Here is a 16,426-nt window from a genome sequence, read left to right on the forward strand (position 1 = left end):
GGTCGCCCCTGCGTCGGTCAGCCGGCCATGCCCTTCTTCAGCGCGGCGCCGATCTGCACGGCCCGGCGGGCGGTGAGCGCGGCGGCCCCCAACGCAACGGCGTCCGGAGGGATCTCCCCGTTGTTGCTGGTGTGTGACGCGCCGTACGGGTTGCCGGCGATGAACTGGCTGGTGTCGGTGTATCCGGGGGCGACCACGATGCCACCCCAGTGGTAGAAGACGTTGAAGAGCGACGTCAGCGTGGTCTCGTGACCGCCGTGCGCCGTACCCGTCGAGGTGAAGCCGGAGTAGACCTTGTTGGCCAGCGCGCCCTGGGCCCAGAGCGGGCCGGTGGTGTCGATGAACTGCTTCAGCTGGGCGGCGATGATGCCGTACCGGGTGGGCGCACCGAGGATCGCCACGTCGGCCCACGCCAGGTCGTCGATCATCGCCTCCGGCACGTCCTGGGTCTCCAGCTGGTGCGCCTGCCAACCGGAGTTGGAGCGGATCGCCTCGTCCGGCGCGAGCTCGTGCACCTTGCGCAGACGCACCTCGGCGCCGGCGTCACCGGCGGCCTCGCACACGGCCTGCGCCAACTGGTACGTCGTGCCGGTGGCGCTGTAGTAGATCACCGCTACCTTGGTCTGGGCAGCCATCAGATACCCCTCCTAGTCTGGATCAGCTCCGGCGACTACCCCTTGCCCGCGCGGTCAAACGCGGGGCGGCGCTGGCTGCCGCCCGCCGACGGACCGGGCGCGGGCTCAAATTTTGCGCAAGTTCCGCGGCGTTCCGACCGTTGCGCCGGCACGGACAGCGATCCTGATGCCACCGGTGCCGACGGGAGTTCTCCGCCGCCCCGCGCCGGGGCACCTGAACGGGGGATCGCGCTCCGCCCGCAACGACGCTGGCGTAGCGCGATCAGGGGTCGGCCCGCCGGTCACCGCCGCTTCAGCGGACCAGCGCCGCCATCAGCCGTTCCAGCTCCGCCGCCGGGTCGGCGGTGAGCCCGGTGTGCACCGGCCCGGTCTGGATCATCGTGCTGCGCGGCGCGACCAGCCAGTGGAACCGCTCCCCGAGCCGCATCCTTGTCGCCGGTCCGTCGCCGGCGCAGGTCCGGTCCCAGGAGTCGAGCACCGCGGCCACGGCCGGCAGGTCCACGTCGGGTGCCAGAACGCGAACCCGGTCGGCGTCCAGGTGCGTCCGGGCGGCCAGGAAGTCGCGTTGCTGGCAGTAGAGCAGCACGCCGACGTTGATTTGCTCGCCCCGCTCGATGCGGGGCACGAGCCGGATGAGGGCGTACTCGAAGGGCTGTCTCATGCCGCGCTCCCCTGCGGCAGCCAGTCGGCGGTACGGGCGACCCGGGCCGACAGGTGGGCGAGATACGCCTCCCGCCCGGCGTCGGCCGAGTCGAAGTCGGCGGCCGTGAGCCACTCGTCCGGCACCAGCGCCAGCACCTCGCGGAGCAGTGCCGGGGTGACCCGGGGGGCCAGCTCCGCGTCGGCCTCGGCCAGCCGGGAGGCGTACGGCGCGAGCACGTGGTCGTCGGCGCGGTACGCCCGGTGCACGGCGGCGCCGGCCCGCGGCCAGTTGTGGTGGAAGTACAGGCAGGCGCCGTGGTCGATGAGCCACAGCTCCCGGTGCCAGACCAGCAGGTTCGGGTTGCGCCAGCTCCGATCGACGTTCTCCACGTACGCGTCGAACCAGAGCACCCGCGAGGCCAGCGTCGGGTCGACGGGGTGTGCGACCGGGTCGAAGCCCAGCGCCCCGGGCAGGAAGTCCATTCCCAGATTGGCGCCGCCGCTGTTGCGCAGTAGCTCCTGCACCTCCTGGTCGGGCTCGGCCCGCCCGATCACCGGGTCGATGTCGAGCACCACCAGTGGGGGGACCCGCAGCTCCAGCCGGCGCGCGAGCTCACCGCAGATCACCTCGGCGATCAGCGCCTTGGGTCCCTGCCCGGCGCCGCGGAACTTCGCCACGTACGTGCCGAGGTCGTCGGCCTCCACCACGCCCGGCAGCGAGCCACCCTCGCGCAGCGGGGTGACGTAGCGGATCGCGGTGACCTGGCGGAGCACGTCGCCCACCCTACTGTGATCTCCGGAGCCGACCGGAGTTCGGCCGGCCCGCGGTGTCAGTCGAGCTTCTTGCGGAGGTCGTCGACCTGCTGCTGAAGGCGGTCCACCGCGCGGTCGTTGTTGACGAAGGTGGTGATGCCCGCGGCGAGGCCCAGGCCGATCAGCACCGCCAGGATGCTCAGCACCAGGCCGCCGATGGCCACGCCCCGGCCGGTCACCCCTGGTCGGCGGGCCATCCTCAGCCCGACGATGCCGACGATGATCCCGATGATGCCCAGCACCAACCCGATCCAGGCGAGGATGGCGGTCAGCACGCTGAACAGACCGGCCACGCCGAACACCAGAGCGAAGGTGGCGGCCGCGCTCGTCTTCCCACTGCTGTCCGCCCGGTGGGTCCGGGATCCGGCCGGTGCGTTGGCACCCCGGGCCGGCTCGCTTGCGGCAGTCATGAGGCTCCCTCCCGTACGCGCGGTGCGCGTACTTTCGGTCAGCCGCCTTCCCCCTCCGACGGTCGTTAAGCGTCGGTGGGTGGTCCTAGGCTGGCGGCCCGGCAACCGAGAGGGGCGACCCGTGCCTGTCGACCTGAGCGCGGCCGACGCGTTGGCGATGCGGATGACCAGCCTGCTGCTGCGCACGCACCCGAGCACCCGGCCCGGCACCGTCGCCGAGGTCGTCGAGTGGTTCGGCGCGATGCAGGCTCAGGACCTGGCGAGCGGCCTGTGGTCGCTGGGCGCCCGGCTGCCCGGGCGGACCGTCGTCGACGTGCAGGCGGCGTTGGAGCGCCACGAGGCGCTGCGCACCTGGCCGATGCGGGGCACCGTGCACCTCGTCCCACCGGCCGACGCCCGCTGGATGCTGGAGCTGACCGGCGTACGCTCGCTGGCCGGCGCGGCGACCCGGCGGACGCAGCTCGGGTTCACCGACAGCGACGCGGACCGCGCGGTGGACGTCCTCGGCACCGCGTTGGCCGGCGGCGGCCGGCTCACCCGCGCGGAGTGCCTGGCCACCCTGCGCGCGGCCGGGTTGGGCACCGACGGGCAGCGGGGTTACCACCTGCTCTGGTACGCCAGCGTGCGCGGGGTGACCTGCGTCGCGCCGAACGTCGGCACCGAGCAGACCTTCGCGCTACTCGACGAGTGGGCGCCCGGGCCGCGGCTGCTGGACCGGGACGAGGCGCTCGTCGAGCTCGCCCACCGCTACGTTCGCGGGCACGGGCCGGTCACCGCCCGCGAGTTCGCCGGCTGGACCGGCCTCACCCTGACCGACGCGCGGCGCGGGCTGGCCGCCGTCGGCGACGCGCTGGCGGTCGTGCGGGTCGAGGGCGAGGAGATGTACGTCGCCTCCGCGCTGGCCGACGCACCGCGCGCCCCGGTCGACGACGTGCTGGTGCTGCCCGGCTTCGACGAGTACCTGCTCGGCTACCGGGACCGGTCGCTGATGCTCGACTCCGCTCACCGCGACGCCGTCGTGCCGGGCAACAACGGCATCTTCCAGGCGACAGTGGTCCGCGCCGGCCGGGTGGTGGGCGTGTGGAAGCGCAAGATCAGCCGATCCGTGGTAACCGTGGCGGTCCAGCCGCTCACACCACTGGACGCCGGCCAACGCGCCCGGGTGGAGCGGGCCCTGGGCCGGTACGCCGACTTCCTCGGGCTGCCGCCACGCGTCGACTGGCCGGCCTGACCGGCGGTGTCAGCCGTCGACGGCGCGGGGCACTCGTGGGTGGGCCGGGCGTGGGCGGGCCGCGGTGAGCAGGTCGACGATCCGGGCGACCCGCGGGTCCGCGCGGATCTGCGCCACGGTCGCGAGCAGCGGCAGCCGCCAGTTCGGATACTCGTCGACGGTGCCTGGCATGTTCGGCTGGCGTACCTCGCCCAACACGTCGTAGAGCGACACGCCGAGCAGCCGCGTCGGGCTGGCCGCGAGCGCGGCGTGCATCGCGACCACCACGTCGGCGTCGTCCAGCGCGTCGTCGCTCGGCAGCAACCCGGCGGCGCGCAGCATCGCCAGCAGCCGTTCCCGGTCCGCGACGGCTCGGGCGCGCTCCACCGCCACGTCGGTGCCGAGCAGCTTCAACTCGTCGCGGACCCGGACGTGTTCGCCGGTCAGGAAGCCGGGCGCGGTCGGTAGGTCGTGGGTGGAGATGGTGGCCAGGGCGTTGCGCGGCCACCGCGACGGGGGGACGAAGTCGCCGTCGTCGTCGCGGGCGAACCACAACACGGTCGAACCGAGCATGTTTCGCCCGCGCAGCCCCCGGGTCACCGCCGGCTGGACCGTGCCGAGGTCCTCACCGACCACCACCGCGCCGGCCCGCTGGGCCTCCAGGGCGAGGATGCCGAGCATCGCCTCGGCGTCGTACCGGACGTAGGTGCCCTCGGCGGCCCCGGCGCCCGGCGGCACCCACCACAGCCGCCACAGCCCGGCGACGTGGTCGACCCGCAGGCCGCCGGCGTGCCGCAGGGTCCGCCGGAGCATGTCCCGGTAGGCCGCGTAGCCGGTGGCGGCGAGCCGGTCGGGCCGCCACGCGGCGAGGCCCCAGTCCTGGCCGAGCTGGTTGAAGTCGTCCGGTGGGGCGCCGACCCGCACGCCCTGGGCCAGCACGTCGGCGAGCTGCCAGCCGTCCGCACCACCCGGGTCGATACCGACGGCCAGGTCGTGCACCACCCCGACCGGCATTCCGGCCGCCCGGGCCGCGGCCGTGACGGCGTCGAGCTGCTCGTCGCACAGGTGTTGCAGCCAGGCGTGGAAGGCCACCCGGTCGGCGAGCTGGCGGCGCTGCTCGGCGACCGCCGGGGCGTCCGGGTGGTGCAGCTCCGCCGGCCAGGCACGCCAGTCGTTGCCGTGCCGCTCCGCGAGCGCGCACCAGGTGGCGAAGCTGGCCAGCGCCGGGTCCGCGACGAGGTCGACCCGTTGGGCGTACGGGTGCAGCACCTCCAGGGCGTGCCGCTTGGCGGCCCACACCTGGTCGTAGTCGATCAGGTCACCGCGGTCGGGGCGCAACGCGTCGACCACGGCCCGGGTCGCCGGGTCGGCCACCCGGTACGCGGCGGTGTCGCTGACCCGCAGGTAGAGCGGGTTGACGAAGCGCCGGCTGGCTGGCGAGTACGGGGAGGCGGCGACCGGGTGCGCCGGCCCGACGGCGTGCAGCGGGTTGAGCAGCACCAGCCCCGCGCCGGTGGCACCGGCCCAGCCGGTGACCTCGGCGAGGTCACCGAGGTCGCCCATTCCCCAGGAGCGTTCCGAGCTGAGCGCGTAGAGCTGGAGCATCCAGCCCCAGGTGTGCGGCGGCACGGGCAGCCGGCGGGGCACCACCACGAGCGTCGCCTCCCGCTCGGCGCAGGTCAGGCGGTGCCAGCCCAGCGGCAGGTCCGCCGGCAGCTCGCCGTCGACCGCGCGGCGGCCGCCGTCCTCGAGGGCCACCAGGCCCGGGCCGGGAAGCGCCCGGGTGGCGCCCTGGGTGAGCACCACCGTCTCCGGCAGGGCGGCCCGGTCGACCGCGCGGGCGGCGGCGAGCGCGTCGGCGATGGCCGCCGGGCTGGTGGCGTCCACATCGAGCAGGCCGAGCACGCCCACGACGGTCTCGGGCGCGACCTCGACGCGACGGTGCCGCCAGTCCTCGTACCAGGTGGACACGCCGTGCGCGTTGGCCAGCGCGGCCAGTCCTCGATTCATGCGTACCCCGCTTCGCGACGCGACCTGCGACCACCTTGCCACGGCCGGGCGCCCGGCGCAGGACACGACGGGGCCGGCGGGCGAACCCGCCGGCCCCGTCACGGTGGACGCCGTCCTCAGTCGGCGAGCGCGCCGGCCGCCCGGCCCTCGTGCAGGGTGAGGTTGCGCCCGTTGGCCGGGTCGAACAGGTGGATCTTCTCCAGGTTGAACCAGACCCGGCGGGACTGCCCCTCGGCCACCGGGGACTCGGCCGACAGCCGGGTGACCAGGTTGCCGCCGGCGCCGCCGAAGTCGGCCGCGCCCGCATCGGCGGCCAGCTCCTCCAACTCGGCGGCGCTGGCCTTCTCGCCCTCGACGGTGAAGTAGACGTACTTGTCCGAGCCCATCGACTCGACGATCTCCACCGGCGCCTCGAACTCCAGGCCCCGGCGGCGGGTGTCCTCGTCCACCAGCTCGGCGTCCTCGAAGTGCTCGGGGCGGATGCCGAGAATCAGCTCACGCGGGGCGTCGGCGGCCTCCAGCTCGCGGCGGACCCGGTCGCCGAGCGGCACGTCACCCAGAGCTGTGCGTAGCCCGCCCTCCTGTACGGCAGCGTGCAGGAAGTTCATCGACGGTGAGCCGATGAAGCCGGCCACGAAGAGGTTGCGCGGGTGGTCGTACAGCTCCTGCGGAGGCCCGACCTGCTGCACCGCACCGCCGCGCATGATCACGACACGGTCGCCGAGGGTCATCGCCTCGGTCTGGTCGTGCGTGACGTAGACGGTGGTGGTGCCGAGCTGCTTCTGCAGGCGGGACACCACCGTGCGCATCTGCACCCGCAGCTTGGCATCCAGGTTGGACAGCGGCTCGTCCATGAGGAACGCCTTCGGCTGCCGGACGATCGCCCGGCCCATCGCCACCCGCTGACGCTGCCCACCGGAAAGGTTGGCCGGCTTGCGGTCCAGCAGCGAGGTCAGCTCCAGCACCTTCGCCGCCTCGTCGACCTTCCGGTCGATGGTTTCCTTGTTCAGCTTCGCCAACCGCAGCGGGAACGCCATGTTCTCCCGCACTGTCATGTTCGGGTACAGCGCGTACGACTGGAACACCATGGCGATGTCCCGGTCCCGGGGGGCCTTGTCGTTGACCCGCTGGCCGCCGATGCGCAGCTCCCCCGAGCTGATGTCCTCCAAGCCCGCGATCATGTTGAGGGTGGTGGACTTCCCGCAGCCCGAGGGGCCGACCAGGATGACGAACTCGCCGTCGGCGATCTCCAGGTCGACGTCCTGCACCGCGACGGTGCCGTCCGGGAAGCTCTTGCTCACCTTGTCGAGCACGATGTCAGCCACGACTATCACCTATCCCTTGACTGCGCCGGAGGTCAGGCCGGACACGATGCGGCGCTGGAAGAAGAGGACGAACAGGATGATCGGAACGGTGATCACCACGGCGGCGGCACAGATGGCCCCGGTGGGGTCCTCGAACTGCGACGCACCGGTGAAGAACGACAGCGCGGCCGGCACCGTACGGGACCGCTCGGTGGAGGTCAGCGAGATGGCGAACAGGAAGTCGTTCCAGCAGAAGATGAAGACCAGGATCGCCGTGGTGAACAACCCGGGCGCGGCCAGTGGCGCGATCACCCGCCGGAACGCCTGCCCCTGGGTGGCGCCGTCCATCTTCGCGGCCTTCTCGAGATCCCACGGGATCTGCTTGAAGAACGCCGACAGCGTGTAGATCGCCAGCGGCAACGCGAAGGTGATGTACGGCAGGATCAGCCCGGGCCAGGTGTCGAAGATCTTGAGCTGACGCTCGATCTCGAACAGCGGCGACACGAGCGACACCTGCGGGAACATCGCGATCAGCAGGGAGACCCCGACCAGCAGCTTCTTGCCGGGGAAGTCCAGCCGGCTGATCGCGTACGCGGCCATCGCGCCGAGCACCACCGCGACCAGCGTGGCGATGAGCGCGATGCCGATGGAGTTGACCAGCGCCCGGACGAACTGGTCGGTCTCGAAGATCGTCCGATAGTTGTCCAGCGTCCACTCGCGGGGGACGAACTTCCCGTCGGTGAGGGTGCCCGGCGTCTTGAACGACAATGACGCGATCCACAGCACCGGGACGAGCGCGAAGACGATCACGAGGACGTCCAGCAGACCCCAGCGCAGCCTGGCGCGGGTGGTGGTTTCGGTACCGGTGGCCATGTCAGCGCCTCTCGGAGTCGTCGCTACCCGGGGCAGCGGTGCCGAACAGCCTCACGAAGACGAAGGCGATGATCGCCACGGTGATGAAGATCAGCACCGACATCGTCGAGCCGATGCCGAGGTTGAGACCCCGGATCAGGTTGTTGTAGGCGAGCATCGACACCGACGACGTCTCGTTGCCCCCCGCGGTCAGCACGAAGATGTTGTCGAAGACCCGGAACGCGTCCAGTGTGCGGAACAGCAGCGCCACCAGGATCGCCGGCTTCATCACCGGCAGCATCACCTTCGTGAACTTCTGCCAGGCGGTCGCGCCGTCGGTCGAGGCGGCCTTGAGCAGGTCCTCCGGGACCAGCGCCAGCCCGGCCATCAGCAGCAACGCCATGAACGGCGTGGTCTTCCAGATCTCGGCCAGCATGATGATCGCCAGGGAGCTGGCCCGCTCGGTGAGCGGTGCGCCGTCACTGAACAGGTCGGCCAGGTAGCCGGTGCCCGGCGTCCAGGCGTACCGCCAGGAGAACGCCGCGACCACCGTGACGATCCCGTACGGAATGAGCGCCGCCGTCCGCACGACGCCCCGGCCCACCAACGTGCGGTGCATGATGATCGCCAGGCCCATACCGAGCACCAACTCGGCGGCCACGGTGACCACCGTGATCAGCATGGTCACGCCGAAGGCGGTCCACCAGAACTCGTTGCTGAGCACGGTGACGTAGTTCTCCAGCCCGATGAACTCGCGCTGGTCGGGAAAGCGCAGGTCGTAGCGTTGCAGCGACAACCAGACCGAGTAGACGATCGGGTACGCGGTCACCGCGACCATGACCAGCGCGGCGGGCGCGCAGAGCAGCCAGCCGAGCCTCCGTTCGGCCTTCTTGTTCTCGCTCAGCGGCGCCCTACGACTGCCACCGCGCTGGGTGGGGACGGTGGCGTGCCGGCCGGCGGTCTCTTCGGTGGTGGCGGGCCGGGTCATGGGAGGACCCCCTTGGACTGGAGGGCGTCGGCGATGGCGCCACGCAGCTCGTCGGCGGTCTTCTGCGGACGGATCGCCGACGGCGGCGACAGGATCGCCGACATCACGGTGGAGATGCTCTGGTACGCCGGAGTCAGCGGGCGGGTCGCCGGTTCCTTCAACTCCTCGAGGATGGTGTCCTTCATCGGGTACGCATCGGTCATCTCCGGGTCGTCGTAGGCGGCCTCGATGGTGGGCGGAACGCCGTCGTTGATGGCGGAGAACTTCTGATGCTCGGCGTTGCGGATGCACCGGGCCGCCTCGAAGGACAGCTCCGGGTGCCTGGAGTAGGAGCTGACCGCCAGGTTCACGCCGCCGATGGTGACCTTGCTGGGGGTGCTGTCGTCGATGCCTGGCAGTCGAGCCCAGCCGACCTGCTTGGCCAGCTCGGGATTGGCCTCCTGCAGGGCCGGGTAGACGAACGGCCAGTTCACCTGGAACGCTCCCCCGCCGGACTGGAACTCCAGCCGGACCGGGTCCTCGGTGGCGTTGCTGAACGACGGCGAGGTCACGCCCGACGTGGCGAAGCGCTTCAACTGCTCCAACGCGCGAACCGTGCCGGCGTCCATGACGGACTTCTTGCCGTCGTCGCTGAGGATCTTCCCGCCGGCGCTCTCCGCGAGGGTGTTGTAGAGGACGACCAGACCCTCGTACTGGGCGCCCATGGTGAGTACCTGGTACGGCTTGCCCTGGTCCTTGAGTTGCTGCGCCGCAGTGATCATCTGGTCCCAGGTCGTCGGCGGCTGTGGCACCAGGTCCTTGCGGTACCAGAGCAGCTGGACGTTGGTGTTCTTCGGCGCGGCATAGAGCTTGTCCTCGTACCGGGCGGTTTCCAGCGGCCCGGCGAGGGTGCCCTGCTCGACCTCGGCCTTGTCCTGGCCGGTCCACTCACGAACCCAGTCGGCGCTGGCGAACTCCTGGGTCCAGGTGACGTCCAGGCCGAGCAGGTCCATTCCGGTGTCCTCGGCGGCCAGCCGGCGCACCATCTGCACCCGTTGGTCGTCGGCCTGTCGGGGCAGCACCCGGTAGGCGATCTCGTAGCGCCCCTGGGCCTGGGCGTTGCAGTCGTCGACGACCTTCTGCAGGTTCTGCTCGGGCGGGTAGTACAGGTTGAGCGTCGGCGTGCCACCGCCACCGTCGCTGCCGCACGCGGCCAGCGGCGCGACCAGCGCCAGTGCGGCGGCCGCCGCCCCAACCCGGACAACCGACCGACGCCGGTGTGGAGCCGTTCCGGGGTCCGTCATCACCTTCCCCCTCTCTACGGCGAAAACCGGGGAAGGCACCCGTGCCCCGGCGCACGGCGAGACTCTTCCAGGCCGGGGAGCTGCAGAAACATACCGGCATGGATGCTCTGTGCGGCTACACTGCCCCACCGTCGAAGCCGCGAAACCACGGCTTCTACCGTTTCGGTATATCGCGGCACCAACTAGCTCGGTAATATGTGTCGCATGACAGCGGCGGAGAACCAGCCGATCGACGACAACGACCGGCAGACCCAACTCCTTCGCGGTGCGCTGGACATGTGCCTGCTGGCACTGCTGACGCGCGAGCCCGCGCACGGCTACGAGTTGGTCCGGCGGATGGAGGCGGCAGGCTTTGGCACGATCAGCTACGGCACCATCTATCCACTGCTGACCCGGATGCGCCGACTCGGCCTCGTCGCCGACGAGCAGCAGGTCAGCCCGACCGGCCCGCCTCGGAAGGTCTACGCGCTGACCAGGTCGGGCCGGGTCCACCTGGATGCCTGGCAGAGACAGTGGATCCGCTTCGCCGACACCGTTGGCGCCATCCTCACCCCGCCCGACCACAGCCGCACGAGGAGTTGACCGTGGATACCATCGACAGTGTTCTGGCCGAGGCCGACCAGGCGTGGCGCGCGTACGGGGTGGGTTCGGCCGATCGTGCCGCACTCGCCGCCGATCTGCGCATGGACCTGCGGGCTGCGGCTGCCGACGGGGGCGACCCCGTACAGATGCTCAGCGGTGACGTGGCCGGCTTTGCCCGACGGCTCGCCGACGAGTCCGGCATCCGACGGGTGCGCCGAGACTACGACCGTCTTCTCGGCACCGCACTGATTGGTGCGGTCGTCGGTGGCGTACTCGGCTACGGACTCCTGACGGTGGGGTACCAGACGTTCACCCGCATGATGGACATCCCTCGCTCGAGCCACGTACCGATACAGCTCGCCGTCGCCGTCTACTACGGCATTCCAGCCGCCGTGGTCGTTGCGGGAGCAGTCACCGCGGTGCGGATCCGACTACGCGACCTGCCCGAGATCCGGAGGACGGCCCGGATCATGGGTGTCCTGATGCCGGTGGCCGGCATTGTCATCACGCCGATCACCATGGCATTCGCCTGGTCCACTGGCTACAGCACGGCACCGGCAGTGGTGGTCTCGGAGATCGCCATGGTCCTGGCCGCGCTTGCGGGCGCCACAGTCCTGGCACGTCGCTTGTCGCTGCGCAGCGGCCAAGGCGCCTCCGACACCCCCCGGACCGACGCCACGAGAACGAAACCCGCCTGACGGTGTGGCCAGCGTCAGCCACAAACCCCGGCGCACGAGACAACGCGCCCGCGCACCTCGGCCGGCGGGTGATCCCGGTGGGGTGAGCTGGTTCGCCACCTTCGCGCAGGCGGGCGGACGACCAGCACGGCCATCGCATCGCGTACTGCGCGTGACGGTCGTCCGAGCCGCTCCACTCGCCACGCCTGGAGATCTTGGACAGTTACCGTCCGGGCATAACGGTAACTGTCCAAGATTCCCCACGCCGGTTCCGTCCAGGCCGCGACCGCGGACGCCGGCCCGGTCGGCACCGTCCGAGACGCGGGTCGGCAGGGCCGGCGTACACCTGGATCTGCGCTTGGCCGGCGAACCCGAGGGCAACGACTCCTGCGCCTTCGCGCCGCGTCCCAGTGGGTGAACGACCGACTACCCAGCGCGGGCAGCGTCGGCTAGCGTTTTCGTAGCTCCGCAGCCAGCGCGTCCGCCGCCGCCGTCGACACGCCTCCGGCCGACCCCCGCCCGCCCGAACGGTTGGTAATCGCGGGAACGTCCCACCGCCGCTCCACCGGTTGGGCAGGATCGTCCCCAACGAGGAGGTGCCGTCGTGCAGGACACCCGCGCTCTCGCCCTGACATTCGAGGTGAGCGGCCTGCCACCGGTCAAGACCGAAGCGTTGTCCATCTTCGCGGCCGGGCATCGGCAGGCGACGAGGGTCCGCACCCTGCTCCAGGCCGCCCTGGCCGCGGCCCAGCGCACCGGCTGGACGCCGTTGCCCGGGCCGATCGAGGTGGACCTGGTCCTGCGCTGCCCGCCTGGGCACCGTACGGCCGACGCCAGCACCCTGCTCGGCGGCGTCTGCGCGGTGCTGCAGGACAAGAAGCGGGTGTCCAGCATCGGTCTGGCTCACCTCGGCGTCCTGGTGGACGTCGCCCTCTACGACGATGACCGGCAGATCCGCCGGCTGTCGTACCAGGAGGAGCCGGCGGAGGACTTCTCGTACCAGGTGCGGGTCGCCGCCGTACCGACCGGGGTTTGACCGACGCCCGCGGTGGGGTATCGCGGACGCCGACGAAGGGAGCACCGATGTCGGAGCCACATGTCACGCTCGACCCGCGCGGGCTGGACCCGGTGCAGCAGAAGCTGCGCGGCCCGTTGGAGGATCAGCTGACCTCGGCGCTCCAGGCCGCCATCGACCGGATCCGCGGCGACTACGCCGGGGAGCCGGTCGAGCAGGTCTGCCAGCGGCTGCTGGACGAGACGCGGTCCGGGTTGCATCCTGACATCGCGGCCGGGTTCAACCCGGACATGGACGAGTTCTGTCGGGTGGCGGTGGCGATCGTCCGGGGCAACGTCGGCTGACCGCCGCCGTCAGTACCGGCCGAGCTGGGCGTACGGGCTGAGCACGATGCGCGGCGACAGCGCCGGGTCCAGCCAGCTCAGCACGTCGACCAGGTGATTGTTGGCGAGGGACACGCAGCCGGCGGTGGCGTTGCCGCCGCCGGTGCTGAACTGGTGCAGGAAGATGCCGCTGCCCGCGTTCGGCACCGGGGTCCGCACGGTCGGTGCCATGTTGTAGGTGATCACCGCGAAGTGCGTGTACGCGGGCACCTCCTTCCACAGCGCCTCACTGGCCCCACCGGGGTTGGTCGAGCGGTGCTCGAAGGAGTTGTACCGCGAGGACGTCGGGTTCTCGTTCCACCAGTCCCCACTGACCAGCCGGTGGTACGGGTAGCGGACGCCCGGGTTGGCGGCGATGCCGTACATCGTCGGGCCGATCGAGTAGACCCCGGTGGGTGTGGTCGGCACGCCTTCCACGTGGTTGTCGCTGAAGCCCTTGGAGCCGAGCCGGGCGGGCAACGACGACGAGGCGGGCTGCCAGCGACCCTTGATCCGCACGTACGCCTCAAGGGTGGCGTACGTGGTGGAGTAGCTGGTGGCGCCGACGATCAGCACCTGGTTGGTCTGCGTCGGCAGGGTCGTCAGCCGGGCGGCCAGGTTGCGGCGCGGCACCGTCGGCCGGGTGGATCGCGGAACCGGAGCCCTGCCCCAGGCTGGCGACGGCCTGCTCGCGCCGAGCGCGGGCACCGCAGGGACGAGCACGGCCGGTGCTGCCAGGCCCACGGCTGTGCCGAGCAGGAGGGATCTGCGCTTCATCCCGCCATCCTGACAGTCGACGCGGCTCGCGTCCTCCCCGCTCGCCGAAGGCGGTCGATTCGTGGCCGGGTCGTTGTTCCGGCTCGGACGCTCAGAAGTGCCGCAGGAGATCGCGGAACCGGGCCAGTCGCAGAACGCCCGCGTCGGTGGGGTCGAGTTCGTCGTCCTCGAGCACCCAGGTGTTCTCGTTCGGAATGAACACCGCGTTCAGCCCGGCCGCGCGGGCCGGCAGGATGTCCGACTTCGGGGAGTTGCCGATCATCCACGCTGCGGCCGGGTCGAAGCCGTGCTCCCGCACCAGCCACCGATAGGTGTCGACGTTCTTCTCAGGGACGATGTGCGCGGCGCGGAAGTGGTGCAGCAGGCCGCAGGCGTCCAGCTTGCGCTGCTGCTCCACCTGATCCCCCTTGGTCAGCAGTAGCAGCTCGTGCCGGCCGGCGAGGTCGGCGAGCGCGTCGGCGACCCCGGGCATCAGCTCCACCCGGTGCTCGACCAGGGCCACCGCCAGCCGGTCGATCTCCCGACGCTCGGCGTCGCTGGCCGGTCGCTCACGCAGCCGTTCCAGGCACTCCGCGAGGCTGCGCAGGAAGACCTTGCTGCCGTAGCCGTGCGCCACGGCGTTGGCCCGCTCGATGTCGTCGAGGATCGCCCGGGTCTCTACCCGGTCCAGGGTGGGATGGTCGAGCCAGGCCAGGAAGTCGTCGATCACCCGCTCGAAGACGACATTGTTCTCCCAGAGGGTGTCGTCCGCGTCGAAGACCAGCACCTGGGCCTGCCGCCGCGCCGCCGCGTCCACCGTCATGCGCCACCACCTCGTGATCGACTGCTCCGCCGAGCGGAGACCTTAGGGCATGTCGTCCGGCACACCCAGCGACTTTCCGCTCGCCGGTCCGGGCCACCCCAGCAACCGTTCCGCGATCATCCGTTCCCGTTCCTCCTGCGCCTCGGGGCGCAGCCGACCGCCCCTGGTGAGCATCACCACCCCGTGCAGCAGGCTCCAGCCCACCTCGGCCAGGACGTCCGGGTCACGCCCCTCGGCCAGCGGGGTCAGGGCCGCCCGCAGCTCGGCGAGGACGGCCCGGGGCGCGGCCGGCACCCCGTCCACGCCGAGGGCGAGGTCGGGGGTCAGCGCGAGCATCGCGTCGTAGACCTCCGGATTCGTGTACGCGAAGTCGAGGTACGCCGTTATCACCGCCGGCCACGCCCGTTCGGGATCTGCGATGGCGTCCGCGTGCGCCTCGGCCAGATCCGCGGCCAGGTCGGCGAAGGCACACACCGCGACGGCGGCGAGGAGCGCATCCTGGTCGGCGAAGTGCCGGTAGAGGTCGCCGACGTCGACCTCGGCCCGCTCGGCCAGCCGCCGGGTGCTCACCCCCGCCCAGCCCTCGGCCTCGGCCAACTCCCGGGCGACCGCGACGATGAGGTCGCGTCGGTCCTCTTCGGTGGCTCCCTCGGCAGGTCCGGACACGCCCACGAGCGTAAGTGGCCGACACCGCCCGTAGCGGTGCGGTGACGGATTGGTGACTGCCCATTCCCCGGCCGGCGGATGCCCACCTGCCCGCTCGTGCTGTCGCCGGCAGCAGGAGCGGTCAACCCGACATGGTCGAGATGTCGACCGTGGTGAGGTGACCTTTGCCGATGGCGTGCAACAGACCTCGACCGTCGGGTAGTAGTCGTTCGACGTGCCCCGGCAGTCGCGCGGCGACGGCGAACCCACCGTCCCGGTCGACCATGACGAGGTGGTTGCGAGAGCGGGTCAACAGTGCGCCGCCGGAGAGGGGAACGGCATCCGAGACGGCGCCGGGCAGAAGGCGCGTCACCTCGACCCGGGCGCCACGGTCAAGGTCGACGATCGTGACGCCGGCTTTCTCCGCCAACCACAGCGTCCCGCCGCTGAGGATCGGCGGCATCGACGGCAGGTCACGGTCGTGCCGCCAGACGGTCTCCAGGCCGCCCGCGGGATGCAGGGCCAGCACCGTCCGCCTACCGCTGAGGAAGACCAGCCGGCCGTCGGCGCAGACACGGTAGGCCGCGCCGGAGTCGGGGAAGCTCACCGGCGCCGGCAGCGACCATTCGCCCCTGGCAACGCCGGTCCGGGCGTCCACCAGCAGCAGTGTCGCCTGACTGGCGCACGCGAGGAAAACCGCATCGACCACGTCGCCCGGCTCCGGCCCCCACCGCACCGGCAACGGCCAGGCCAGACTGTCGTGCGGCGAGAGCCAGGGGAACGTCCCCGCAAGCCGCTCACCGCTCGTCAGATCCACCCGTGTCAGCGGGCGGTAGCCCCGCCACCCGCCGAGGAGCACGACGGACCCGCTGACACTGACGTAGTGGTGCAGGAACAGGTCGGGTCTCGACCACATCCGCTGCCCGTTGTGGATGTCGAAGCAGTGCAGGACGCCGGCCTGACTCAGATAGAGACAACGGTCTTCCGTGACCACGGTGGTGCCAAAACAGTCCTCGACGCGCTGCTCCCACACCTGCTCCCCGGTCCGCGGATCCAGTCTGACCAGACGCGAGTGCCGCTCCGCCACGACCAGGGCACCGGATGCCGTCGCCACCGTCGTCCCGCTCGAACGCAGGTGCAGACATCGTGACCACCACACGTTCAGCGATCGATCCACCGGCCCAGCCTTCCGCTCCGACTTTCCTGACCTGGCGAGATATCGCCCGGCAGGGCCGGCGGTCGGGCCGGGTCATCCCAGGCCGCGCTGCTTGACGAGCAGTTCGACGGCGCCCTTTGCCTCCCTGAGGCTGGTGCCGGTCGCCGTCCGGTACGCCCTGATGGCCTCGATCTTGCGGCCGGCGAGCAACATCCTGCAGGACCGCTCCGGGCGTGTCAGGCCCGTGACGGCGTCTCCAATCG

18 protein-coding genes are annotated in these 16,426 nt (G+C 71.1%); 5 read left to right on the forward strand and 13 right to left on the reverse strand.

The annotated features are described in order from the left end of the window. Positions 1 to 17: 17 nt before the first annotated feature. The 4 genes from wrbA to ACLJN9_RS22950 form a co-directional block, all read right to left on the reverse strand. Positions 18 to 635 (reverse strand): NAD(P)H:quinone oxidoreductase, encoded by a 618-nt coding sequence (gene wrbA, locus ACLJN9_RS22935; protein WP_410813549.1) that lies wholly within the window; start codon positions 633 to 635, stop codon positions 18 to 20. Positions 636 to 927: 292 nt separating this feature from the next. Continuing rightward, entirely contained in the window at positions 928 to 1,296 is a 369-nt protein-coding gene (locus ACLJN9_RS22940) for a DUF3037 domain-containing protein (protein ID WP_410813550.1), read from the reverse strand. Continuing rightward, positions 1,293 to 2,051, reverse strand: coding sequence for a HipA family kinase (locus ACLJN9_RS22945; RefSeq protein WP_410813551.1), 759 nt, complete (start codon positions 2,049 to 2,051; stop codon positions 1,293 to 1,295). The genes ACLJN9_RS22940 and ACLJN9_RS22945 overlap by 4 nt, the downstream gene beginning before the upstream one ends. A gap of 56 nt (positions 2,052 to 2,107) precedes the next feature. Beyond that, entirely contained in the window at positions 2,108 to 2,500 is a 393-nt protein-coding gene (locus tag ACLJN9_RS22950) for a hypothetical protein (protein ID WP_410813552.1), read from the reverse strand. A 121-nt stretch (positions 2,501 to 2,621) separates the two neighbouring features. Between ACLJN9_RS22950 and ACLJN9_RS22955 the strand changes: the two genes are divergently transcribed. After that, a complete protein-coding gene (locus ACLJN9_RS22955) occupies positions 2,622 to 3,731 on the forward strand; it encodes a winged helix DNA-binding domain-containing protein (protein ID WP_410813553.1) in 1,110 nt (369 codons plus the stop codon). Positions 3,732 to 3,740: 9 nt separating this feature from the next. Here the strand turns inward: ACLJN9_RS22955 and malQ are convergent, their stop codons facing one another. The 5 genes from malQ to ACLJN9_RS22980 all read right to left on the reverse strand — a co-directional run bounded on the left by malQ (position 3,741) and on the right by ACLJN9_RS22980 (position 10,150). Continuing rightward, positions 3,741 to 5,720: a 4-alpha-glucanotransferase gene (gene malQ / locus ACLJN9_RS22960; RefSeq protein WP_410813554.1), complete on the reverse strand. Its 1,980-nt coding sequence runs from the start codon at positions 5,718 to 5,720 to the stop codon at positions 3,741 to 3,743. A 116-nt stretch (positions 5,721 to 5,836) separates the two neighbouring features. Continuing rightward, positions 5,837 to 7,045, reverse strand: a complete 1,209-nt coding sequence (locus ACLJN9_RS22965; protein WP_410813555.1) for an ABC transporter ATP-binding protein — start codon at positions 7,043 to 7,045, stop codon at positions 5,837 to 5,839. 9 nt (positions 7,046 to 7,054) lie between these two features. Next, the gene (locus ACLJN9_RS22970) at positions 7,055 to 7,897 is read right to left on the reverse strand and encodes a carbohydrate ABC transporter permease (protein WP_410813556.1); all 843 of its coding nucleotides are present in this window, start codon (positions 7,895 to 7,897) and stop codon (positions 7,055 to 7,057) included. 1 nt (position 7,898) lies between these two features. Beyond that, on the reverse strand, positions 7,899 to 8,864 hold the full coding sequence (locus ACLJN9_RS22975; protein WP_410813557.1) for a carbohydrate ABC transporter permease: 966 nt from the start codon (positions 8,862 to 8,864) through the stop codon (positions 7,899 to 7,901). After that, complete coding sequence (locus ACLJN9_RS22980; RefSeq protein WP_410813558.1) at positions 8,861 to 10,150, reverse strand: ABC transporter substrate-binding protein; 1,290 nt, start codon at positions 10,148 to 10,150, stop codon at positions 8,861 to 8,863. Before ACLJN9_RS22980 ends, ACLJN9_RS22975 begins: the two co-directional genes overlap by 4 nt. Before the next feature lie 201 nt (positions 10,151 to 10,351). Between ACLJN9_RS22980 and ACLJN9_RS22985 the strand changes: the two genes are divergently transcribed. The 4 genes from ACLJN9_RS22985 to ACLJN9_RS23000 all read left to right on the forward strand — a co-directional run bounded on the left by ACLJN9_RS22985 (position 10,352) and on the right by ACLJN9_RS23000 (position 12,765). Beyond that, positions 10,352 to 10,729, forward strand: coding sequence for a PadR family transcriptional regulator (locus tag ACLJN9_RS22985; RefSeq protein WP_410813559.1), 378 nt, complete (start codon positions 10,352 to 10,354; stop codon positions 10,727 to 10,729). A gap of 2 nt (positions 10,730 to 10,731) precedes the next feature. Then, positions 10,732 to 11,427 carry a hypothetical protein gene (locus tag ACLJN9_RS22990; protein WP_410813560.1) on the forward strand — a complete coding sequence of 232 codons (696 nt, stop codon included), beginning with the start codon at positions 10,732 to 10,734 and terminating at the stop codon, positions 11,425 to 11,427. Positions 11,428 to 12,010: 583 nt separating this feature from the next. Then, a complete protein-coding gene (locus ACLJN9_RS22995) occupies positions 12,011 to 12,442 on the forward strand; it encodes a hypothetical protein (RefSeq protein ID WP_410813561.1) in 432 nt (143 codons plus the stop codon). Between the two features lie 47 nt (positions 12,443 to 12,489). Then, entirely contained in the window at positions 12,490 to 12,765 is a 276-nt protein-coding gene (locus ACLJN9_RS23000) for a hypothetical protein (protein ID WP_410813562.1), read from the forward strand. A gap of 9 nt (positions 12,766 to 12,774) precedes the next feature. Here the strand turns inward: ACLJN9_RS23000 and ACLJN9_RS23005 are convergent, their stop codons facing one another. The 4 genes from ACLJN9_RS23005 to ACLJN9_RS23020 form a co-directional block, all read right to left on the reverse strand. After that, complete coding sequence (locus ACLJN9_RS23005; RefSeq protein WP_410813563.1) at positions 12,775 to 13,560, reverse strand: L,D-transpeptidase family protein; 786 nt, start codon at positions 13,558 to 13,560, stop codon at positions 12,775 to 12,777. A 91-nt stretch (positions 13,561 to 13,651) separates the two neighbouring features. Further along, entirely contained in the window at positions 13,652 to 14,362 is a 711-nt protein-coding gene (locus tag ACLJN9_RS23010; RefSeq protein WP_410813564.1) for an HAD family hydrolase, read from the reverse strand. 42 nt (positions 14,363 to 14,404) lie between these two features. Further along, complete coding sequence (locus tag ACLJN9_RS23015) at positions 14,405 to 15,028, reverse strand: TetR/AcrR family transcriptional regulator (protein ID WP_410813565.1); 624 nt, start codon at positions 15,026 to 15,028, stop codon at positions 14,405 to 14,407. Positions 15,029 to 15,149: 121 nt separating this feature from the next. Beyond that, positions 15,150 to 16,184 carry a PQQ-binding-like beta-propeller repeat protein gene (locus ACLJN9_RS23020; RefSeq protein ID WP_410813566.1) on the reverse strand — a complete coding sequence of 345 codons (1,035 nt, stop codon included), beginning with the start codon at positions 16,182 to 16,184 and terminating at the stop codon, positions 15,150 to 15,152. Between the last annotated feature and the right edge of the window lie 242 nt (positions 16,185 to 16,426).

This window comes from Micromonospora sp. 067-2, from assembly GCF_046549295.1.
Lineage (GTDB): Bacteria > Actinomycetota > Actinomycetes > Mycobacteriales > Micromonosporaceae > Micromonospora.